General features: G+C 66.3%; 18 protein-coding genes and 1 tRNA gene. 4 read left to right on the top strand and 15 right to left on the bottom strand.

Translation table 11 applies throughout. The annotated features are described in order from the left end of the window. Positions 1-182 precede the first annotated feature (182 nt). Positions 183-1,103 carry an EamA family transporter gene (locus tag LB310_RS14170; RefSeq protein ID WP_231897402.1) on the top strand — a complete coding sequence of 307 codons (921 nt, stop codon included), beginning with the start codon at positions 183-185 and terminating at the stop codon, positions 1,101-1,103. A gap of 24 nt (positions 1,104-1,127) precedes the next feature. Here the strand turns inward: LB310_RS14170 and LB310_RS14165 are convergent, their stop codons facing one another. Together LB310_RS14165 and LB310_RS14160 are read right to left on the bottom strand one after the other, a co-directional pair. After that, entirely contained in the window at positions 1,128-1,403 is a 276-nt protein-coding gene (locus tag LB310_RS14165; RefSeq protein WP_301155268.1) for a helix-turn-helix transcriptional regulator, read from the bottom strand. A 64-nt stretch (positions 1,404-1,467) separates the two neighbouring features. Next, positions 1,468-1,542 (bottom strand) — tRNA-Glu (locus LB310_RS14160). A gap of 417 nt (positions 1,543-1,959) precedes the next feature. On the opposite strand from LB310_RS14160, the gene LB310_RS14155 reads away from it, so the two are divergent. Both LB310_RS14155 and LB310_RS14150 read left to right on the top strand, forming a co-directional pair. After that, positions 1,960-3,450 carry a glycosyltransferase gene (locus LB310_RS14155; protein WP_301155267.1) on the top strand — a complete coding sequence of 497 codons (1,491 nt, stop codon included), beginning with the start codon at positions 1,960-1,962 and terminating at the stop codon, positions 3,448-3,450. Positions 3,451-3,505: 55 nt separating this feature from the next. Beyond that, positions 3,506-5,128, top strand: coding sequence for a DEAD/DEAH box helicase (locus LB310_RS14150; RefSeq protein WP_301155266.1), 1,623 nt, complete (start codon positions 3,506-3,508; stop codon positions 5,126-5,128). A gap of 336 nt (positions 5,129-5,464) precedes the next feature. On the opposite strand, the gene LB310_RS14145 is transcribed toward LB310_RS14150, so the two are convergent. The 3 genes from LB310_RS14145 to LB310_RS14135 all read right to left on the bottom strand — a co-directional run bounded on the left by LB310_RS14145 (position 5,465) and on the right by LB310_RS14135 (position 9,266). Then, positions 5,465-5,719 carry a hypothetical protein gene (locus LB310_RS14145; RefSeq protein WP_087190648.1) on the bottom strand — a complete coding sequence of 85 codons (255 nt, stop codon included), beginning with the start codon at positions 5,717-5,719 and terminating at the stop codon, positions 5,465-5,467. Positions 5,720-5,796: 77 nt separating this feature from the next. Continuing rightward, positions 5,797-6,171 carry a DUF1667 domain-containing protein gene (locus tag LB310_RS14140; RefSeq protein ID WP_278805395.1) on the bottom strand — a complete coding sequence of 125 codons (375 nt, stop codon included), beginning with the start codon at positions 6,169-6,171 and terminating at the stop codon, positions 5,797-5,799. Beyond that, positions 6,168-9,266 carry an FAD-dependent oxidoreductase gene (locus LB310_RS14135; protein ID WP_301155265.1) on the bottom strand — a complete coding sequence of 1,033 codons (3,099 nt, stop codon included), beginning with the start codon at positions 9,264-9,266 and terminating at the stop codon, positions 6,168-6,170. The genes LB310_RS14140 and LB310_RS14135 overlap by 4 nt, the downstream gene beginning before the upstream one ends. An 86-nt stretch (positions 9,267-9,352) precedes the next feature. On the opposite strand from LB310_RS14135, the gene LB310_RS14130 reads away from it, so the two are divergent. Continuing rightward, positions 9,353-9,745, top strand: a complete 393-nt coding sequence (locus tag LB310_RS14130; RefSeq protein WP_331712899.1) for a NifB/NifX family molybdenum-iron cluster-binding protein — start codon at positions 9,353-9,355, stop codon at positions 9,743-9,745. 162 nt (positions 9,746-9,907) lie between these two features. On the opposite strand, the gene rplT is transcribed toward LB310_RS14130, so the two are convergent. From rplT to LB310_RS14080, 10 genes are all read right to left on the bottom strand, one after another. Then, complete coding sequence (gene rplT / locus LB310_RS14125; protein WP_015540215.1) at positions 9,908-10,261, bottom strand: 50S ribosomal protein L20; 354 nt, start codon at positions 10,259-10,261, stop codon at positions 9,908-9,910. Between the two features lie 21 nt (positions 10,262-10,282). Further along, entirely contained in the window at positions 10,283-10,480 is a 198-nt protein-coding gene (gene rpmI / locus LB310_RS14120; RefSeq protein ID WP_015540216.1) for a 50S ribosomal protein L35, read from the bottom strand. Next, a complete protein-coding gene (infC, locus tag LB310_RS14115; RefSeq protein WP_172623289.1) occupies positions 10,480-11,064 on the bottom strand; it encodes a translation initiation factor IF-3 in 585 nt (194 codons plus the stop codon). Before infC ends, rpmI begins: the two co-directional genes overlap by 1 nt. 288 nt (positions 11,065-11,352) lie before the next feature. Next, on the bottom strand, positions 11,353-12,621 hold the full coding sequence (locus tag LB310_RS14110; protein ID WP_301155264.1) for a nucleotidyltransferase family protein: 1,269 nt from the start codon (positions 12,619-12,621) through the stop codon (positions 11,353-11,355). Continuing rightward, on the bottom strand, positions 12,611-14,266 hold the full coding sequence (locus LB310_RS14105; protein ID WP_301155263.1) for an ABC transporter ATP-binding protein: 1,656 nt from the start codon (positions 14,264-14,266) through the stop codon (positions 12,611-12,613). Before LB310_RS14105 ends, LB310_RS14110 begins: the two co-directional genes overlap by 11 nt. Continuing rightward, a complete protein-coding gene (locus LB310_RS14100; protein ID WP_301155262.1) occupies positions 14,263-14,727 on the bottom strand; it encodes a S24/S26 family peptidase in 465 nt (154 codons plus the stop codon). The genes LB310_RS14105 and LB310_RS14100 overlap by 4 nt, the downstream gene beginning before the upstream one ends. Beyond that, a complete protein-coding gene (locus LB310_RS14095; protein ID WP_278805390.1) occupies positions 14,724-14,990 on the bottom strand; it encodes a PqqD family protein in 267 nt (88 codons plus the stop codon). The genes LB310_RS14100 and LB310_RS14095 overlap by 4 nt, the downstream gene beginning before the upstream one ends. Before the next feature lie 17 nt (positions 14,991-15,007). After that, positions 15,008-15,784 (bottom strand): hypothetical protein, encoded by a 777-nt coding sequence (locus LB310_RS14090; RefSeq protein ID WP_301155261.1) that lies wholly within the window; start codon positions 15,782-15,784, stop codon positions 15,008-15,010. Further along, the gene (locus LB310_RS14085; protein WP_301155260.1) at positions 15,766-16,233 is read right to left on the bottom strand and encodes a hypothetical protein; all 468 of its coding nucleotides are present in this window, start codon (positions 16,231-16,233) and stop codon (positions 15,766-15,768) included. Before LB310_RS14085 ends, LB310_RS14090 begins: the two co-directional genes overlap by 19 nt. Positions 16,234-16,507: 274 nt before the next feature. Beyond that, a complete protein-coding gene (locus LB310_RS14080) occupies positions 16,508-21,625 on the bottom strand; it encodes a hypothetical protein (protein ID WP_301155259.1) in 5,118 nt (1,705 codons plus the stop codon). Between the last annotated feature and the right edge of the window lie 248 nt (positions 21,626-21,873).

Below are 21,873 nucleotides of genomic sequence, written 5' to 3'. Positions count from 1 at the left end.
CCGATCTGCGGCGGGCGGCGAGGGCACCAGCATCGCGGGCACGGCCCCGCCGTCGGCAAGGTCGCGGGCGCAGGCCACGGCGGCGCCCAGGGCCGCAGCGGCGTTTTCGGCTATGATGGTTCGGTAAGGCATGGCGCTATTGTAACCGCGCACCGCGCGGGGAATGCGCTAGAATGGCGTCCATGCAGAAGAACATCTTGAAATACTCGGCCCTCGTGTTCGCGGGCGGCGCCAGCTACGGCATCATGGCCACCACGGTGAAGTTCGCGCTTGCGGACGGCTTCCAATGGACGCAGGTCGCGGCGAGCCAGCCGCTGTTCGGCACGCTCCTGTTCGCCGTGGCGCTGGCGGTGCTGGCGCTTGCGGGCAAACGCCCCGTGCATCTCTCCCCCCGCGGCGTGCTGCGCCTGCTGGGACTCGGCCTGACCACCTGCACTACCTGCGTGCTGTACAACTTCGCGCTCACGAGGCTGTCCGTGGCCGTGGCCATCACGCTGTTGTTCCAGTTCACCTGGATAGGCGTGGTCATCCAGATCGTCGTCACGCGCCGCCGTCCGAGCACGGCCGAGCTCGCGGCGGCCGCCATCATCCTGGGCGGCACGCTGCTCGCCAGCGGGCTGTTCTCGGAGGGGGCGGGCGCCATGGATCCCCTCGGCGTGGCGTGCGGGCTGCTCTCGGCCGTGAGCACGGCGCTGTTCATGTTCCTGTCGGGGCGCATCGGCGTGGACCTGCCGCCCATCCAGCGCGGCCTGTTCGTATGCCTGGGCGCGTGCATCCTCGGCTTCGCCGTGTGCCCCGGCTACTTCGCAAGCGGCGCACTGCAGGCCGGCATCTGGAAGTACGGCCTCGTGCTCGGTGCATTCGGCCTGCTCATCCCCGTGGTGCTGTTCGGCATCGGCACCCCGCACCTGCCAACCGGCCTGTCCACCATCATGGCGTCCTCGGAGCTGCCCTGCGGCATCCTCATCTCGGTGTTCGTGCTGGGCGAGCCCGTGAGCACCCTGCAGGCCGTCGGCGTCGTCGTCATCCTGGCAGGCGTGGTGGTGTCCCAGCTGCCGAACCTGCTCCCCGCCAAAACCGGCGTTCTGGAAGATGCCAGGTAAAGATCATGAGAACGCAGGCGGCTTTCACGGGCGTCCAGGCATGCATGAAGCAATGCCCCCCCCCGGCGGGGATAAAATCTCGACTTGGAATGTGATGAGGTCTCCTACCCTCACTTTAAGAGAGGACGCGATGCGACATAGAACGTCGATGGTAACGTTCTTCGCGCCGTTTTCGATAGACGAGACGTACTGCTTGCTGCCGTTTCCTATGGCAACGGCCAGTTCCTCCCGAGTGAGGTCGAGCCCCTCACGGTATTCCCGTATCTTCCTGCCAAGCATTTTTCTCTCGTCGATTCCCATTTCCATTCCATCCTCCGCATGAAACAGAAAACCCGACTCCACGAGGGTAGCCGGGTTGCAAGGGTGGTGCCCCCAACGGGAATCGAACCCGTGTCTCAGCCTTGAAAGGGCCGCGTCCTGACCTCTAGACTATGGGGACGAAGTCGTTTTCCGCCAAGGAAAACAGCCTGAACATTATTGCAAAGCCAGCGCGGCAATGCAAGGGTGAATTTTCAGGCATCGAAGAGCCGATCGCAGCGATGCCGCGGATGTCGGAGCAGGATGTCAGGGCGGCCCGCGCGTATCGGAACGGGCCCGGGTTCCAAGACGGCCCGCGCAAAGCCGAGAGATGGCGCTTCCGGCGCACGGTCGTGCCTTCCGAGTTCCCGTGCGCCGGAGTACCGCCGGCGACCAGTTTACCGGACGGCCGGGCGCGCACCTTCCCGTTCGCCGTCCGTCACGAATCCGTAACCATCGGGCGCCCCGCTTTCGGAAGGGTTCCACTCGTTCCGTGAATCCGGGTGCTGGCGGACCGGGAAATCGCCCGCAAGCGGGGACGTTGCGGTATGATGGGAGCATGGACACGGACAAGGCGGCTCGGCCGCAACCCCTAATCGATCGCCCCGGCGAGGCCGAGGAGCCCCCCTCGGGCCCCGTCGGAAATGCGAGGCCTTCCGATGCAGCCGACACGCCGGCCGCCGCGCCGGCATTGCCGGATGTCGCAGAGCCCGCGGGCGACGAGGCCGCAGCGCCGCCCAAGCCGCGCGTCATCGTCATGCACGCTTCCGTGGGCTCGGGCCACCGCAGCGCGGCCATGGCCGTGGCCCAGGCCTTCGAGCTGCTGCGCGACGAGGCGGCGGCCGCCCGGGCCGGCGCCGGAGAAGACGCAGACGGCGCGCCCCGCCCCCATGCGCCGCAGGGCGCGCTTGCCGGCGTTCCCGTTCCCGAGGACCTGGAAGTAGAGGTCGTCGACATCCTGGACTGGGGCCGCATCGTGTTCGACGGCGACCATGCCGCATCGCTCTTCACCGGGGCCACGCGTCCCATCTATGACCTCACCTGGCGCTTCACGCTCACCGGCCGCCTTTTGTGGGCCGGCGGCACCGCATGGTCGCGCATCATGTACCCCGCCTTCACCGAGCACGTGCGCGAGGTGCGCCCGCTGGCCATCGTGTGCACGCACATCACGGCGGCGAACGTGGCCGTGGGCGCGCGCATGCTCTCGGGCCTGGAGTTCCCCATCGTGTGCGTGCCCACCGACTACGAGACAGAGGGCCTCTGGCCGCACCGCTACACCGACCTGTTCTGCGTGGCGAACGAGCCCATGGCCGAGACGCTGCGCCCCCGCCGCGTGCCCGAGGAGGGCATCCGCATCACGGGCATCCCCACGCGCGAGGACTTCCGCCGCACCTACGACCAGCGCAAGACGCGCGAGCGCCTGGGGCTGCCGCAGGACAAGACCGTGGTGCTGGCGCTGGCCGGCGCGCAGCTGCCGCGCCCCTACGTGCACTTCCGCGACGCGCTCGACAAGCTGCTGCCCTACCTCCACGCGCTTTCGGACATGCACTTCGTCATCGTGGCCGGCAACGACGCCGATTACGCCCGCCACCTGCGGCAGGAATGCGCCGATCTGGGACTTGCCAACGTGAGCGTGCTCGACTACGTGGAGGGCATGGCGGCGCTCATGGCGGCCAGCGACGTGGTCATCTGCAAGTCCGGCGGCCTCGTGGTCACGGAATGCCTGTGCGCGCAGGTGCCCATGGTGCTGCTGGGCCGCGCGTACGGCCAGGAGAAGGTGAACGTGCGGATGCTCACCTCGCTCGGCGCGGCCATGCACGTGACCACGTCCCGCGAGCTGCTGGACGCGCTGCGCCACATCGAGAAGAACCCGGAGAGCATCCGCTCCATGTTGATCAACGGCAGCTTCCTGCGCCACCCGGACGCCGCGCGCGACGTCGCCCGTGCCACGCTGGAGCTGGCCGCGCACCCCAAGGGCCCCGACGACCCGCAGCGGAGGAAGCATTTCCTGCGCTTCTACTGGGGCGGGAAGCCTGCGCACACGCGCTGACGCGCCCGGCCCGACGCCGCGCGCGAGACTATCGAAAGGAACGCAAGCGATACCTATGGCAGAATTCAACGAGCTGGGGCTGTCCCCGGAAGTCCTCGACGCCGTGGCGCGTCTGGGCTATGAAATGCCCACCCCCGTGCAGGAGCAGGCCATCCCGCTGGTGCTGAAGGGCCGCGACCTCATTGCGGCCGCCAAGACCGGCACGGGCAAGACGGCCGCGTTCTCGCTGCCCGCCCTGGACGGGCTCGGGCACGCGAAGGGCGGGCAGGGGCCGCTCATGCTGGTGGTCACGCCCACGCGCGAGCTGGCGCAGCAGATCGGCGAGGTGTGCGCCGCCGTGGCCGTGTCCACCCACCACCGCATAGCCACCGTGGTGGGCGGCCTGTCCTACGAGCCGCAGATCCAGAAGCTCAAGCACGGCACCGACGTGCTCATCGCCACGCCCGGCCGCCTCGTGGACCTCATGGACCAAGGGGCCGCGCGCCTGGGCGACGTGGAGGTGCTCGTGCTCGACGAGGCGGACCGCATGCTGGACATGGGCTTTCTGCCCTCCATGCGCAAGATCATAGGGGCGACGCCCGCCAGCCGGCAGACGCTCCTGTTCTCGGCCACCATCGACCGCTCCATCATGGGCAGCGTGGGAAAGCTCCTGCACGACCCGGCCATGGTGGAGATAGCCCACAAGGGCGAGACGGCCGACACGGTGGAGCAGTTCATCGTCCGCGCCCCGCAGACGCTCAAGCCGGCCCTGCTGAAGGCGGTGCTGGCCGAGAAGGGGCACGAGCGCGTCATCGTGTTCGCCCGCACCCGCAGCCGTGCCGACGCCACGTGCCGCCGTCTGAAGAAGGCGGGCTACACGGCCGAGGCCATCCACTCCGACCGCAGCCAGAACCAGCGCCGCCGCGCGCTCGACAACTTCATGAGCGGCGCCACCGACGTGCTCGTGGCCACGGACGTGCTGGCGCGCGGCATCGACGTGGAGAGCGTCGACCATGTGATCAACTACGACCTGCCCACCGTGCCCGAGGACTACGTGCACCGCATCGGCCGCACGGGCCGCGCCGGCGAGGAGGGCTGGGCCATCTCGTTCGTGAGCCCGGAGACCGAGGACGCGCTGCGCGACATCCAGAAGCTCATCAAGCGCGAGATCCCCGAGATGGAGATAGCCTCGTTCGACGAGCAGGAGGCGCTGGCCGAGGCCGCTGCCCACGCCACGCGCAAGGCCGCGCGCACCGACCCCGAGATAGCCCAGGCCGCACGCGAGATGGCGAAGCGCGAGCGCAAGAAGGAGCGCGCCCGCGAGGCCGCCGCGGAAGGGGCGCAGGATGCCGGCGGGCGCGGGCAGGGTCGCGGTGCCGGCACCGGCGGGCAGGGCGGCAGGAAACGCGCGGCGAAGAAGCCGGCCGGCGTGGCAGGCGGCCAGCCGACCCGCCAGCGCCCCGCCCAGAAGGGCCCGAAGAAGCCGGCCTCGGGCGCGATGGCGAAAGCCGGCAAAGGCCAGCCGACGGCACAGCCCTCGTCGAGGAAGCCCGCGCAGGGGGCTGGTCGTCCCGCCCAGCCGAAGCAGCAGGCGGCGAAGGGATCTTCGCCGGCGAAGTCCGCCCGCGGCGGCAGCGACCTGCGGCCCGGGCGCGCCCACCGCGCCGACGTGGCGAAGCGCCGCGGGAAGCAGCGCTAGGGAGGAGAATCGCACCTGCCGGAAGCTGCGGCATCGGGCAATACCCGACCTAAAGGCACAGGGACGAGATCCGGGGCTATGGCATGTTTTCCGCCTGCACGATTGGAACGATCACAGAGAAACACCTGTTCGGGAGAATCTGCCCTGCGTTATCCGGACGGCAAACATGCCATAGCCCCGGATCTCGTCCACCCGACCCTCTCCCGGCACCGGAACGGGTCGCCGACAAGGCACCCGCATCCCCGCCGCCAGCTGGCCGGAACCGCCAACTGGCCGTGGCCGTCCTCCCGTCATGGGCCAGCCGGGACGCCCTTCCGCCATCCGCGGGCGAGGGTCTTACCCCAGCGGGTCCTTGTTCTGGTTGGCGGCGACGCGAACCAGGCGGTTGGCGGCCCACACGAGGCCGGCCAGCACGACGAGCGCGCTGCCGGCCAGGAGCCACGCTCCCTGCAGCAGCTCGGCCAACAGGAAGAACGCCGCCGCGGCAGCGGCGAATATCAGCGCGACCACGCCCACGGCCACGATGGCCGTCCCCGCGATGCGGGCACCGCGCCCTTCCTCCTGCTGTCCCCGCACGTCCTCGTCCGCCATGGCGGCCACCTTGCCCCTTCGCCCTCGCCTCGCCTGCCGGCGCCCTCGCTCCTGGCAGCCCTTTGCAATCCTCGCCGCTATGGTACGCTTTTCGTGGCGACGACGTCCACGCCGGTGCCGCACGCGTCGGCCACGATGACGTCGCCCGCCGCGACCGGTGCCGCCAAGCGCGCGGACAGGCAGGCTGCCAGCACGTCGGCCACCCGGGCTTTCGGCACGGGGGATGCCGTCTTCACGCTCACGGGTTCCAGGCAGCCCTCCACGGGCAGCACGGCCGTCACCATGCGCTCGGGCGCCGCAGCCTCGCGCTCCGCGTACGCCGCACCGCGCCCGCACGTATTGCCGGACACCTCGGCCACGCTGCCCTGCTCGTCGAAAGACACCTCAAGCTGGCAGCCCAACGGGCAGCAGATGCAGGTGAACGTGGTTATCTCGGTGGCAAGCTGCATCATTCGGCTCCCCCTCCCGCCACGTCGGACCGCTTGTCGGCGCCTCGCGCGGCCTGCAAAGCCGCCGCTTGCGACGCAACGGGCGGCGCCTCGTCGTTCGGACGCCCCTCCACCCGCACGTGCAGCGAGGAGAGGCCCGCAACGTCGGCGCCCGATAGCTTGATCTGCACCATCTCGGCGGGCACCGCCACCATGGTCTTGGCTTTCTTCACCGTGCGCACCGACCCGTCGGCGGCCACGCCCTCCACGAAGAAGCGCGGCCCGCGCAGGGCGCGCGACACGCGCAGCGACAGCGTCACGTCCTCGTCGGCGCTTGTGGCCGGGTCGATGGCCTGGGGAACCACGTAGCGAACCCCCTCGTCCGGGAGCACGGGAACGGCCGTCACGGCGGCAACCGGCAACGCGGTACCGCGCGCCCCCTCCCCGGCAGCATGCCCGCCGAGGGCAACGCGGCGCGCATAGGCCGCCGCAGCCGCGCCGGCCGACTCGCCCTCGGCGGACGCATGGTCCACCAAGTCGTGCACATGCAGCGCGTTTCCGCAGGCGAAGAGCCCCGGCACGCCGGTGGCCAACCGGTTGTCGACCCGCGGGCCGCCCGTCACCGCATCGAGCGCCGCGCCGGCCGTCTTCGCCACCTCGTTCTCGGGGATGAGGCCCACGGACAGCAGCAGGGTGTCGCAGGCCACGCGCCGCTCGGTACCCGGGACGGGCTCGAGCGTGGCGGGGTCGACATGGGCGATATGCACGGCCTCCAGCCGGCCCGCACCCTCCAGCCGCACGACCGTGCGGCTCAGGTGCAGCGGGATGCCGAAGTCGTCCAGGCACTGCACGATGTTGCGGCGCAGGCCCGAGGGATGGGGCATCAGCTCGTAGACGCCCTCGACCTGGGCGCCCTGGGAGGCCAGGCGGCGCGCCATGATAAGGCCGATGTCGCCCGAGCCCAGGATGACGGCGCGCCGGCCCGGCAGGCACCCCTGCAAATTCATGAAGCTCTGAGCGCTGCCGGCCGAGAACACGCCCGACGGGCGGCTGCCGGCCAGGTTGAGCGCGCCGGCGCCGCGCTCGCGCGAGCCCGTGGCCAGCACGACGGCGCGGGCGCGCAGCACGTGGACCCCCTCCCCGCTCACTGCGCGCACCACAAGCTCCCCGGCATCGGCGCGCGCCGCGTCTACCGAAAGCACCGACGCTCCGAGCAGCACCTCCACGCAGGCCGTCGCACCGGGCGCATCCTGCGCCCCGGCCTCACCGCCAACGGCGGCCGGGCGTCCTTCGAGCGCCGCGGCCTCGCGCGCGGCGTACTCCGGCCCGGTGAGCTCCTCGCCGAAGCGGTGCAGGCCGAATCCGTTGTGCACGCACTGCTTCAGGATGCCGCCCAGCTTCGCCTCGCGGTCCACCAAAAGCACCCGGCGCGCTTCGGCGTCAGCCGCGGCGCGCGCCGCGGCCATGCCCGCCGCGCCCCCGCCCACCACGACCACGTCGTAGGGGGAACCCGCCACGGAAGGGGCATCGGCAAGCGACCCGACCGTGTCGGTGCCGCGCCCTGCCGCGCCCGAAAGCGCGTGCGCGCCGGCCGCAAGGCCCCCTTCGCCTTCGATCCGCGCCAGCGCCGCATAGTCCGGCTGCGCCGCGGCCACGAGCGGCGAGCCCGGCAGCCGCTTGTCCAAGGCGTCCGGAGCCGTGCCCGTCTCGCGCGCGACGATCTTCGCGATCTCGGGCGAGCAGAACCCGCCGTGGCACCGCCCCATCGTAGCGCGCGTGCGCCATTTGAGCGCGTCGAGCGAGAGCACGGGCACCGGGCCATGAAGCGCCGCCACGACCTCGGCCTCCGTCACCTCGCAGCAGCGGCACACCACATGCCCGGCGCGTGGATCGGCCGCGATGGCTCGGGCACGCTCCTCCTCGCCCATCTCGGAGAACGGAACGGCGTGCCGGCGGCGCGGGTCGAAGTCCGGCCTTGGCGAAGCCCCCAGCAGCCCGGCCACGCCGGCGGCCACGTCCACGGCCACGGCGGGCGCCGAGGTGAGGCCTGGAGAGTCGAAGCAGGCCACGTTGAAGAAGCCCGGCGCGTCGTCCGGCTGGCCGATGACGAAGTCGCCCTCCGCGCACGAGGCACGCAGGCCCGCGAAGTTCGCGATGACGCCGCGCGTGCCCGCATCGGGCCACGTTCGCCGCGCCGCCTCCAGCACGAACGCGAGGCCCTCGGCGCTCGTGGACACGTCCTCCTTGCTCCCCTGCTCCACGGCGTTCGGCCCCACCAGCAGGTTGCCGTGCACGGTCGGCGTCACGAGCACGCCCTTGCCCGCGCGCGAGGGCGCTTGGAACACCGTATGGGAGAACGCGCCGCCCTGGTCGGTGTCGTAGAGCAGGTACTCGCCCCGCCGCGGCACGATGCGAAGCTTATGAGCGCTCACCAGGTTGTTCAATTCGTCGGCATGCACGCCCGTCGCGTTCACCACGGCCCGGCAGGCAATGCGCGCGCCTGACGAGGTCGACACGAGATAGCGCCCGCCCGAGCCGTCCGGACCGCCCTCGCCGCCCTGCCCCGGCCGCCCGATGCCCACCACCCGCTCGCCGAAGAACAGCCGCGCGCCGTGCTCCGCGGCCTGCTCCAAGCAGGCGAGCGCAACCTCGTACGGATCGCATAGGGCGCCGGTCTCGGCCAGCAGCGCGCCCCTCGCAGACGGGGCGACGGCCGGCTCCAGCGCGCGCACCTCCGCAGCGTCCAGCTCGCGCACGCCCTCCACGCCGTTCTCCGCCGCCCGTGCCACGAGCGCGCGTACGCTCGCCAGCTCCTCGTCGGTGAACGCCAGCACGAGCGAGCCGTTGCGCCGGTAGGCGAAACCCAGCTCTTCCGCCCACCGAGCGAAGAGCCGCGAGCCCTCCCGGTTGTAGCGCGCCTTGAGCGAGCCGGGCACCGGGTCGTAGCCGGCATGCACGATGCCGGAGTTCGCGCGGGTCGCCCCGCAGGCCACGTCGTTGCCGGCTTCGAGCACGGCCACGTCAAGCCGGTAGCGGGACAGCTCTCGGGCACAGGCCGCGCCGGCTATGCCCGCTCCAACCACGACGACGTCATAAGAAAGCTCTTCAAAGGTATCCATGTCGTTCAGCTTACTATTTTTCCCCGCTGGGCGAAAGGGCGGACACGCAATCGGGCAAACACGCTATCGTAAGGGAGTCAGATCGAATGGAAAGGGTGCTCATGAGGATCGCAGTAGCCAGCGAAGGCTTGGAAGTTGCTCCCCGTTTCAGGCAATGCGCCAGCTACATGTGTTACCGGGTCGACCGGGGCATCATCGTGGAATGCCAGAACCTGCCGAACCCCGGCTTGGCCGCCCCCAAGCTCGTGGCTCTGCTCGTGGAGATGGGCGTGGACACGCTCATCGTGGGAGCCATCGACTACGACGTGGCGAACGTGTTCTGTCACGCAGGTATCGAGGTCATAGCCGGCGCGCACGGAAGCGCGCGCGAAGTGGTGCAGGCCTACCTCACCCGCACGCTCACCGGCGTGGACGAGCTGTGCCACCTGGATGGCTGGGAGCACGAAGATGGCCACGACCGGGATCTTGCCGAAGCGTAAGACGCCCATCCCCTCCACGGGGCGTGACATTGTCCCCGTCTCCCTGTTACGCCCGATGCCCCGTCGAGCACCGCAAAAGGCCCCGCGATGCGGGGCCTTTTCTTCATGGCGCCGTTCGTTTCCGGCGCAGAAAGCTCTGCAGGCCCGAAGGCCCGCAGGTTGCTACAGGGCCTTCTTGGCAACCTCGGTGATGGCGGTGAACGCCGCGGGGTCGTTGACGGCCATGTCGGACAGCACCTTGCGGTCCAGCTGCACGCCGGCCTTCTTGAGGCCGTTCATGAGCACCGAGTAGCTCATGCCGTTGATGCGGGCGGCCGCGTTGATGCGGGTGATCCACAGGCGGCGGATCTCGCGCTTCTTGTTGCGGCGGTCGCGGTACATGTACTGGAGCGAATGCTGCACCTGCTCCTTCGCGGCACGGTAGGAACGGGACTTCGCACCGTAGTAGCCCTTGGCACGGTTGAGGACGGTACGACGCTTCTTATGGGCGCTGACTGCACGCTTGACACGAGCCATGTTCTATCACCTGTTCCTTCTCTAGCGAAGGCCGAGACCGCGCGCGACGGTCTTCTGATCGGCCTTGGACACTTCGGTTTCGTGGCGGAAGTTGCGCTTGCGCTTCTGGCTCTTCTTGGTCATGATGTGGCTCTTGTAGGCCTTCGAGCGCATGATCTTGCCGGAACCGGTGACGCGGAAACGCTTCGCGGTGCCGCGATGGGTCTTCATCTTGGGCATTACTCGTCCTTCCCTTCAGCTTCCTTCTTCTCGTTTTCCTTTTTCTTCTTCGCCGCCACCGCTGCGGGCAGGGGGGCGATGAGCATGTGCATGTTGCGGCCTTCCATCTTCGGCTGGTTCTCGATGACCGCCTCGTCCTTCAGGTCGTCGGCCAGGCGCTCCAGGATGGTGAGGCCCAGCTCCGGGTGCGCCATCTCGCGCCCGCGGAACATGATGGTGATCTTCACCTTGTTGCCAGCGTCGAGGAAGCGCATGACGTGCTTCTTCTTCGTCGTGTAGTCGCCCACGTCGATCTTCGGCCGGAACTTCATTTCCTTCGTCTCGACCTTGCTCTGGTTCTTGCGGGCCTGCTTGGCCTTGATGGCCTGGTCGTACTTGAACTTCCCGTAGTCCATGATGCGGCACACGGGCGGTTCGGCGTTCGGGGCGATCTCCACGAGATCGAGCCCCTGGTTGTCCGCGACGCGCTGGGCCTCCGCCGTGACGTAAATGCCCATCTGCTCGCCGTCGAAGCCGATCAGACGGCATTCCCGGACGGTGATTTCTTCGTTGAGCCGAGGCTCTTGAGCAGCTATCGCGCTCACCTCCCATTCTTCCGCGCTTGCGCGCTTCAATGAAAAACCCGCCGCTCCGGAAAGCGACGGGTTCGATTCTCATGACCGGGCCGCGTGCGGCCCCGTATTCGAGCGACCCATCAGCAGCCGAAGCGCCGAATCAGGTGGAGGGTTTCCCCTCGCTTGTGTAAACAGCCCGCCTATTGTAGCACGGCAAGCGGAAGATGCAAGGGGTGAATTCCCCCAAAAAGTTCCCATAGACGCCCAGGATGCCCTGCAACGCCTTCGCGCACCCGAAGGATGAAAGCCGGTTGGCAGCTATCGCGCCTCGATCAGCATCCTAAGCTCCCGCCAGATTCGCTTCGGGTGACGTGCCAAGCCCCGGCAAGCGCGATACGCAGGAAGCAGCAGACGCAGAGCCTTGTGGCGGTGGAACGCCGGAAACGCGTCTTTCATCACATCCTCGGGGATGAAGGTGCGCTCGAACAGGTAGCGGCGCTTGGCCTGCGCCAGGTCGCCCTCGCTCTTCGCGACGATTCTCTCCAGCTGGCGACCAACGCGCACCCGCAAGGTACCGTAGGTGCCGCATCCCAGAAAGTGCATGAGCAGTCTTTCCTGCACCCCGTTCAGAAGCGGACCGCCGTCAGGCCCGGCCAGGCTGCAAGCTCCTCCCAATGCGGCGTCCGCGAGCGTCCGAGAGCAGGCCTCGAAGTCTGCGAGGCCAAGCGACTCGAGCTCGCCCCGCACGTAGCCCCAGTCCATGCCCTCGCCCTTGGCATCCATCAGCACGCGCAGGTCGGCCAGGAACCGGATGCCGCACCCGGACGCGTCGAAATGCTTGTGCGCATGCACAAGGAAGTACAAGTACTCGTCCTCGTCCGAGAAGCGGAGCAGATGCGAGTCGGCCTCGTCGCGCAGCGCCCGCTTCCAGGGGTTGGCGTAGTAGGCCGCGTGCGGGCTGGACGACGCGACGAGGCGCCGGTGCAGCTCGAAGTTGAAGCTGGGCTCCTTGTGGAAGCTCTCGTGATTTCCCTTCTCCAGCGACACGGCCTCGTAACCGCGCTCGGCCATGAGGGCGGCCGCCTCGCGCACGGCCCGCGCCGTCGTGCGCTCGCGTTCGGCCTCGTCAACACCGCGAATGCGGAAGCCGCCCTGCTCGTCAGGCTCGACGAAGCCGTACAGGATGTCGTTGTCGGCCATGGAGCGCATCTCGGGAGCCGGATAGTACCCGGCTATGAGCACGCCTTTCAACGGCAGGTACGATAGCCCGCGCGCCGCCAGGCCTGCGAGCACCTGCTCGCGCTCCACGTCGAAGCGCAGGCGGCGCAGAAGCGTCATGTCGGCCTCGGCGGCCCAGCGCCGGCTCAGCTCGCCGGGCACGTCGTCGCGCAGCATGGCCGCATGCCAGCTGGCTCCCTCCATGCCGTTGCGCGCGGCGAGCGCGTGCGCCTCCTCCCACGAGGCACCCTCCGGCAGCGGCTCGGGAGCTGCGCCGTGCAGCGCGCAGTCCACGAGATGCGCCAGGTAGAGCCCCGAAGCGCGCCATCCCTCCGCGGCCCGCGCGCCAACGTCGCCTTCAGCGCCCATGTCGCACCTCCCCCATCTCAACCACCTCATCGCAGAGGGCGAGCGCTTCTGCCCGATGCGTCACCACGACGGCCGTCCGCCCAGGCAGCGTCCTCAGGTTCTCCAGCATCCGACGCTCGGTGGCCGCGTCCAACGCCGAGGTCGCCTCGTCCAGCAGCAGAACCGGCGCGCCGGAGTACACCGCGCGAGCCACGGCCAGCCGCTGCATCTGCCCCTCTGAGAGGCCCGCGCCGCGCTCGCCCAGCACGGTGCCGTAGCCGTCGGGAAGCTCGCGCACGAACCCGTCGGCGCAGGCCACGCGGCAGGCGCGCTCTACCTCCGCGTCGTCCACCTCACCGTCGGGCGCGGCGAAGCCCACCACCTCGCGCACCGTGCCCGACATGAGCAGGTTGCCCTGCGGCACGTAGGCGAAGAACCCCGCCGGCACATCGGCTGCGGGAACGCTCCCATCCGGGCCCTCGAGGCGTACCTCGCCGGCAGCGGGCGAGCACGCCCCCAAGAGCAGCTTCACGAGCGTGCTCTTCCCACGGCCGCTCGGGCCGGTCACCGCCACGAAGCTCCCCTTCGGCACCGCGAGCGAGAAACCCTCCAGCACAAGGTCGCGCCCGTAGCCGAACGTCACGTCGTCGAAGCGCAGCGCCTCCATGCACTCGTACAGCTCCTGCGCATCCGTATCGACGCGCGACTCCTCGCGCCCGCCGCCGTCGCCGTCAAGCTCCATGAGCCGCTCGGCGCTGGCCAGCATGGACGAGTACTTGGAGAACGTGCCGCCCAGGCTGGCGAACGGCGACTGGATCTGGCCCACCAGCTGGATGACCGCCATCAGCGTGCCGTAGCTCACCGTGCCCTGCAGGATGCCGTAACCGCACCAGACGAAGCCCAGCACGTAGCCCGCCTGCATGGCCAGCATGAGGCCGGTGCTGCACAGGTTGGACGCATCGGCCTTGCGCATGCGGGCGCGCAGGTGGCGGTCCATGTTGCGCGCGTTCACGCCCTCGACCTTGCCCTCGACGCCGAACGCGTGCACCACGAGCAGGCTCTCCAGGCATTCCTGCAGAAAGCAGCGCACGTCGCTCTCGGCGTCCTGCACCCCGCGGTGCAGGCGCTTGAGCCACCCGCGCAGCGCGACCGACAGAAGCGCCATCGCACAGCCCGCCGCCAGGAACACGAGCGCGAGCGCCGGCACGAGCAGGTAGAGCACCGCGAGCGCGCCGACGATGCGCACGCCCATGGACGCAACCGACGGCACGAAGGAGGCCGCGCCCTCCGTGACCACGGAGACGTCCGAGGTCATGCGGCTCATGAGCGCGCCCGTGTGGAAGGACGAGGCCGTGCGCCAGTCCTGGCCGAGCACGCCTGAGAGAGCGCGCTGCCGGAAGCGGTTGTCGAGCGAGGCGCGGGCGCGCTCGGAGAGGTGGCGATTGGCCGCGAGCAGGGCCACCTGCAGAAGCATGAGGCCGCCGAACGCGAGCGACGCCGCCCAGAACGCCTCGGCCGCGCCCGCCACCGCCTGGTCGATGGCCTGCCGCATGAGCAGGGCGAACGACACGCCGATCGCCGCCATGGCCGCCTGCAGCGCGCAGAGCGCCGCCACGAGCCATGCGGCGCGCCCGGCAACGCGCACGATCCAGCGCCGCGTGCTCACGAGCGCCCCTTCGCGAGCGACCGAGCCACGCGGCCCGCCCGGGCTCGCATGCGCTTCCATGCGCAACGCAGCGGGCAGAGCGCGCGCCAGGCTCGGACGTAGGCGCGGTAGGCGCGCGAGTCCAGGCTGACGGGCCGCTCGCCGCGGTAGAAGGATTCCAGCACGCCCACCATCTGCTCGTCGCGCACGCCGCGCTCGAGCTCCGCGCAGTTGTCGCCGCAGATCACGTACGAGTCGGGCAGCACTTCCACCACGCGGTGCAGCACATAGGCGTCCCCGCGCCTGTACAGCGGCACATCGCCCGCGCGCAACCGGGCCGCGCAAGGGCGGATGACCACGGTGTCGCGCCGATGCCGCAGCAGGGGCCACATGCTGGAGCCCGCCATGGTGCCCACGAACACGCCCTCGCGCGCGAGCACGTCTTCGATATGCAGGGCGCTTTCGAACTGGGCGGCGGTCACGCGAGGAAGCCCGCCTCGCGCACGCGCTCCACGAACTCCGCCACATCTGCCGTGGCCTGGCCTGGGTCGATGCCGTACTCCTTTGCGAGGTCGGCCGCGATGTCCTCATCCGCGCGATCCTCTGCCAGCCCCTGCCAGATGCGCTTGCCCGTGCCGTTGAGCTTGATCATGCCGTGGAAGCCCTCGCTGGCCTCGCCCGTGGCGATGACCACCGCCTGCCCAGCCACCTCCCGCAGCACGAAGCCGTCCTTGATGCGCGCCATCCGCGCCTCCTCTTCCCTCAATTCGAGATCTTCCAGTCGTCGTAGGCGCGCCCCGAAAGCGCCTCGAAGCTGCATCGCACCGCGTCCTCGGACACGTCGCAAGCTAGATCGAACAGGGGCACGCGCGCAAGGAGCGCATCGAGCAGCTCCAACGTGAGGCCCGCCGCCAGCGGGTCGGCCGGCAGGTACGCCTGGCGCAGCACGGCGTCCAGACGCTCGGCCGGCCGCGCGCGCCGAATGCGGCTGGCCCCCGGCTCCGCGCGCCCGAGCAGGCAGATGCCCGCGAGCGGCGCCGACGTGTTGGCCTGCCACCCCTCCTTGCCCGCCCACGGCGTGCCGTAGACGACGGCCGGTCCGCCGTCGGCGGGGACGCGCACGATGGGCTTGTCCCCGTTGATCACGGTGACGGCGCTGCCCAGATGCTCGCGCCACAGCCCCACGTGCGTCGACTTGCCCGTGCCGCTGGACGCGCAGAAGAGGTATGCCCGCCCCTGAAACGCCACGGCCGCCCCGTGCACGAGCATCCGCCCGCGCGTCGGCAGCCATTCCGCGATCTTGCGGTAGACCGCGAGCGTTTCCAGGTAGGCGTCGGACCACTGCGGCCCGTCCCGCTCCGCGTCGATGTCGGCCTGCGCGGTGCGGACGCGCAGAGCGGGAACCCCGTCGCAGAGGTAGTCCCCGCACAGCGCGCGCACCCGCTCATGCAGCGGGGACACGCAGATGCGCTCCCCCGCCAGGTTGATGTCGAACGATGGCACCGGCTCGGCCGCGTCCTCTAGTAGTAGCCGGTCCACTGCTCGCCATCGGAATCCGGCTGAGAACTCGGGTTCTCCGAAGACTGGTCCTCGCCCGCAACGCCGGCATGGTCGCCGCCTTCGCTGCTTCCGTCGCTGCCGCCATCGTCGAAGCTCATGTAGTTATCGGCCTGGCCGTTCCCCCCAGGCGAATTCCCTGTGCCAGAAGACGGCGAACTGGATTCGGCGGCGACGCTGCCCTCGGATGCGGTAGCGTCGCCCTCAGATGGGACTCGACTTCCGGACTCGGCAGCCTCCGAACCCACCTCGGAGCCAGATGCCCCCTCCCTTACGACAGCGATATCGTTCACCTCGACAGCTTGAAGATCGGTCGGCTCTTTCGAGGCTTCATCCCCCAGCGAGTCGATGCACACCGCAACCCCAACCGCCGCAACAAGCACTGCAGCGGAAACGCCAACGACAAGTTTTGCTTTTATAGGTTTTGCCACAAGGCACCTACCTTATGCGAAGGGCTGCGACTCGGAAACCGTCGGCGAGCATGGGCCCATGATGGAACCGGCCCATAGCCCACCGCTGAAATGCCGACGCAACGCAGCCCGACGTAAACGTTATAACGCGCTTCAATGCCTTCTAGCCGGGGAATGGTTCCGGATTCTCGCCGGGAATTTCCGAGGAAGTACACACCACATCCTCAGCCTCAAGCATTACAACATCCATGGCTGGTTTCTCATACGTCTTCGAATTCACGTTCTTCCTTTCTACTTAGGCTTGCGTTACAGCAAGAATCTTGCTTGCATATTCCTTCTCCACGGCGGGAGCATAAGAGGATTCCCGTATTGACTGCGCTACCTGCATGACGGAACGGGACTGGAAGGCCGTGTCCTCCAAATGCACCGGCGTGCCATCTGCCGTTGCGTAGTTCACGAACAACTCGGTCGCTATGCCATCCCTGTAATTCGCAGCCGGAATTCCCGTGACCACCAGATACGACTCGAAAACGCCTCCGTCAATATCGTTGAACACCCAGTTTTTCATATCGAAGCTGGCTGTTACCCCAGTGGTTTGGTTCAGGTAAGACCAGCCTGCATTCTCAAACGAAACATCTCCAGGCAACGTGAACGAGTATCCAAAACGAAGACTCGTAGAAGTCGCCGGATCGCCGCCCATCTTCAGCGAGCCGCCCTTGAAGGTGATGATGTCGCTCACGTTCACGAACCTGGCGTAGGCCTGACCGGAAGCGGCCGTGAAGGGCGTGCTGAAAGCACTGTCCGCATACCAGCCGGCGAACACCTGACCCTTAGCGCCATCAGGGTATGCCCATGTGGCCGAATCGGCGGGATCGGCCTTGTACGCGGAAACCTCGTACATGCCGTCCTTGGCTACGTAGAACAGGCCGCCTACCTCGCTCTCGGCATAGTTGGAAGCGAGAAGCGACGCCACGTTATGGCTGAACGCGCCGCCGGTGATGTTGGTGGTTACGTTTTCGCCAACGGAAAGAGCACCCGTGGTGCCAAGCACCTTGCCTGCGGAGATATTAACCTTCGTCGGGTTTTCAGCAGTTCCCGACTCGGCGACAATGCCATATTGCTCTGTCGATGTTGCAGCCGCCATAAGCTTTACGGGAGCGGGAGCGGCCTGAGCACGCACCACACCGCCGTCGATAGTCAGTGTCGCACCCGGAGCTACTTTGACAGCGCTGCCCTGGGCATTTTCAATTACCGCACCCGCAACGGTCAAAGCACCCGAAACGGCAACCGCTGGATCAGATGTGCTGGTCTTGAGGGTGCCGACGCCGGTCGTGTCGGCGATGGTGCAGGTGGCGTTATGGCCGATCGTCATGGAGGCGTTCAGAGCCTTGCCGTTGAGGTCGATGGAGACGCTCGCAAGCTGCCCACTTGCAGCGGGCTCAACCGCAATGGGAGCAGCCTCGGTCGCGTCGTCCATGAGGGTCAGCGTTCCGCCCGTCGCCGCAACCTTGTCAACCGCCTCGCCCATCGTGCCCACCGCATCCACGGTCTTGCCGCTTTCGTCGGTCACCTGGATCTTGCTGGCATCGGTGACCTGGGACACCACGAACGCGCCACTGCCGTTGGGCTTGACGACGAAGCCATCAGCTACGAACCCGTCCTTGAGGGGATCGGCTGCAAACGTGCCGCCCGTCACCGTCACGGTCGCTTTCCCTCCCGACACGAGGCCACCATTGAATGTGCCGCCGGAGATGCGCGTCCTGCCGGAATCGAAGCGGATAGCCCCGTTCACCCGATCAGTGAACGTGCCGCCGGAGATGTTGATACCCTCCGTCGTTCCCTCGGTCCCGTCTCCTCCGCCGAAGAAGCCGTAGTCATTTTTCACATCTCGGACGAATTCGCCGCCTTCGATGTTCACCGTGCCGTTGCCGGACACGTAAGCAAGTCTGAAGAGGTTGTTAGCCTCGCCGTCGCCCAGCGTGTACGAGCCGTTTTTGATTGTGAGGGTTCCGCCGTCGCAGGCAATCGCACCGTTCATATTGCCCCGTACCGTCGCGTTTTCAACAACCATCGTCGCGTTCGGATGAGCGGAGCTGCCGTTCGCAACAGCATATGCATATCCGCCATTGGTGTAGTTGTCGCACGCTGTGAAGGTGCCGTCCTTGATGGTGGCCGTGCCGAAGTTGCGCACGGCGTTGCCGCGGCTCTTGTTGCTGCCGAGCGTGCCGTTCTCGATGACCAGCGTTCCATAATTTTCGACAGCATGACGGCCCTGCGCCCCAATGTCGGTGGTGTAGATGGTGCCGTTGCCCGTGATGGTGAGGTTTCCGTTGTTCCGGATGAAGGAGCCAGCATACGAGCTCGTGAGTTTTTTGCCATTCATGTCGAGCGTTACGGTCTGCCCTTCGGCAATGGGGATGAATCCGTCGACATCCACATCGGCGAGCATCTTGATACCGATCGTCTTGCCGGTTGCACCCACCAGATCGCCGATGAAGGCTTGCGAATCGTTATAGGTCTTGGCCGTTCCGTCGATGGTCATCTCCGCGAAGCTGCACGCGGCAACCGTCCACGTGCCGCCGTCTTGCGTCGCTGCATAGCCTGTTGCCACATAAGCCGAAGGATCGCTCGAGAACGTGCCGCCTTGCACGAATCCAGTCGCATGCTTGACGGACAAGGCGCCCATTTTGCCGCTGAACGTTCCGCCCTTAATCAAAAGAGGCGACGACGGGGCCATGGGGCTACCGGGGTATTTTTTAGAATCTGTTTCGAATAATGCGAACCCGTTTTCCGAGACGAATGTCCCTCCGAGTATCTCCATGCTTACTTGTCCGGCATACGAGCCGTTCTTGGTGATGCTGATAGCAGCACCAGTGGCCTCGCTTCCGCCATCATGGGCAGTAACGGGATCGCAGTATTCCCCTTGAGCGGTGAACGTCCCCCCGTTGACAGTGAACTTGCCGGCTTTGATGCTCAATGGTTCGTCGCCTGTGAGAGCGGCTCCTTCATCGATGATCCACTCACCGTAACCAGCAGCGTAAATAGCTGGCCCGGTAGCGTAATTGATATTCTGATCGGTACCTCGCGTCCCAACAAGCTTGGCTCCGGGGCGGACATGCACGGTGGCATGGTTTGCAAGACTTGTTACGTTCCCATTAATGGTGATCGCGCCTGTGCCGCTCCACTCGAGAGCGGAAGCCTCGTCAGTACCGCACACGGTCCCATAGACCTCGATGACAGTGCCCTCTCCCGCCGTGGCGGCATCCTCTGTTTTTCCAAGAGCCCCAATCCCGATGCCGAAGGGTCCAGAGATCTTCGCATCGGCCGCGATAGTCAACTTGGATCCTCGGCCAGCTGTAATCGCGGAAACGAATTCAGCTCCATTCGTCGAATTCAAGCACAGGCCGACAATCGACCCGTTTTTCACGGTGACCACGGAGTTCGAAGTAGCTATCACACCGCCAGACCGTGTCAGCGTGAATCCAGCCAGATCGAGGACAAGTTCCTTGTCAATCACATCGATCCTCGGGGCATCGCCCAGATCGACATTGCTCAAAAGCTTCACGGTGTCGCCGGATTGCGCAGCGTTGATGGCTGCTTGAAGAGTTTCGAATTTCTTTGCAGCCTCGCCCTCGCCAATCTGGGCAACGGCAGTCGATTGGACGCTCGTGTATACGTACACCGCGCCATCGACCCGCTCCTTTAACTCGCAGCCTTCCGCCGCGACAAAGACCCCGGTATTCTGGACGTCCGTTTTTACCGACGTGCCAGCAGGAAGGGATATTGTGCCTCCGGTAATCCGATGCCCTTTCAGATTGAGCGTGAACTCCCCAGCGCCCTCATTCAACGCCACAACGACATTTTGGGAGAGGGCAGCATCCAACAACAGGTCTATCGATTCGCCGTTGCAAAGGGTGTACCCATTGCCGGTGAAGATGTCCGTCAAATCAGCGCAATTGACTCCCGTCGTGCCGCCGTTGTTATTGGGCCAGTAGTAATGAGCGGCATACGCCGGACTGAACGGAAGCTCCGCCGCCGAAGGAGCCGTGCATATAACATTTGCGCCGCTCTCGTAGACCACATTGTTTTGCAGGAATTCATTAGGATCATCCATAGAGTCGAGCTGCAACGCAGCAGCAATGTTTCCCGTTGTGTCTTTAAACTCGACCTCACCAGAAAGAATCAGCCTGGTGATGCCGCAGTCTATACGCAGAAGATTTTCCGTACACGAGCCCCCTTGGAAGTTCGTGATCGTCGAATCCGCAATCGAGAGCGTGTTGTTCACCGCATGAGCCTGGGCGAACTGATCGTAGATATCGTCGTTAAAGACGATTGCAGCAAAAGAATTCGATGTAGCACTGCTTGTGTTTACGCCTTTGACCGTTGATCCTTTTATAGTGTACACAGCAGAAGAACCCCAAATATTAAAGCCCGTCCACCCACGCAACGTCGAATCAACCACATCAACCTTCAAGCCGGCTGTATCGCTCACCCCGCTCTCGCTTGGATCGCCGCTCACGTTTATACAATACGAAAATCCGTTGATAGAGCTGTTATTCTGCAGGGTGACCTGCGAATTCTTGATATTCCAGAGCGATATCCCGCGACAAGATTGATCGTACTTCACCTGCGTATCATAGTCAGAAACGTCGGAGCAATTGATGGTGGTGTTGTCAAGGATAAGGCTAACGCCGCTGTACATCAGGGAAGGAGAGTCGATGCCGCGAAGCGAAGCATTGATGGTGCAGCCAGTCAATGCAAGATTCACGGCGCTGTTATTCATTTTGATCCCGCGCTGCACACCCGTCAGGGTGATATTTTTGATCACAACAGGCTCGGACGTGCTCACCTGGATAGCCGGTGCAAGTCCTTCTGCCGTCACCGTGAACCCACCGCCTTCGATCGTTAGGCCTTTGTCGATGTCAAGCGTTTCCGTAAGGGCAACATTGCCTTTGAGGACAACCGTGCTGCCTGATTGAGCCTCGCCTATCGCGTCAGCAAGCGTCGAATACCCTTGATCCCCTATCATAACCTCGAACGCTTGCGTCTCGGCATCCGGAGCTTCCGGCGTGCTCAGCGCCGCGAGGGCGGCTGCAACGGCTGCGAGCCTCTCGAAGCTCACCGTCACCAGCGTCTTCTCGTCCTCGGCGAGCGCATCATAAGCAGCCTGAGCAGTCGACACGGCATCGGTGTCCGCGGCTGTTACGGCGTTCGCTTCGGGAAGCTCGGCCACCAGCGCCTCGAACTGCTGCGCGGCGGTCGGCTCGGCAAGGGAAGCAGGTTCAGCGCCTGGCACGTCAAAAGCCGGATCCCGCGCATCTCCCCAAGCAGCAATTGGAACATTCATCGCAAAGGCAAGGGCAACAGTCAGTGCGATCGCTAATGATTGGTTGACCCGTTTCTTCCACCTCATAGCCTGCCCTTTCCCCGTGCTGATACGTTGTCGCACACGCTTCGCCGCCTGCTGCGAAAACCCCGCTCGCATGCTTTGCGCCCAAGCCGTAAACGTTACGGCTTAGATCAGCTTAAAGAAAGCGCCCCCCCCCCCGTCAATAAAAACGACCGAGAAATATCCCCCATCGTGCACATTTTTCCGAAAGACGGCGGTATGCGAGAAAAAAAAGGGGGGGGGCTCCGAAGATGTCCAACCAAGATACAAGG

The organism is Gordonibacter sp. RACS_AR49, from assembly GCF_030418435.1.
Classification (GTDB): Bacteria; Actinomycetota; Coriobacteriia; order Coriobacteriales; family Eggerthellaceae; genus Gordonibacter; species Gordonibacter urolithinfaciens.
The sequence above is the reverse complement of the archived record's forward strand: the minus strand, read 5'-3'. Positions and strand labels throughout refer to the sequence as shown.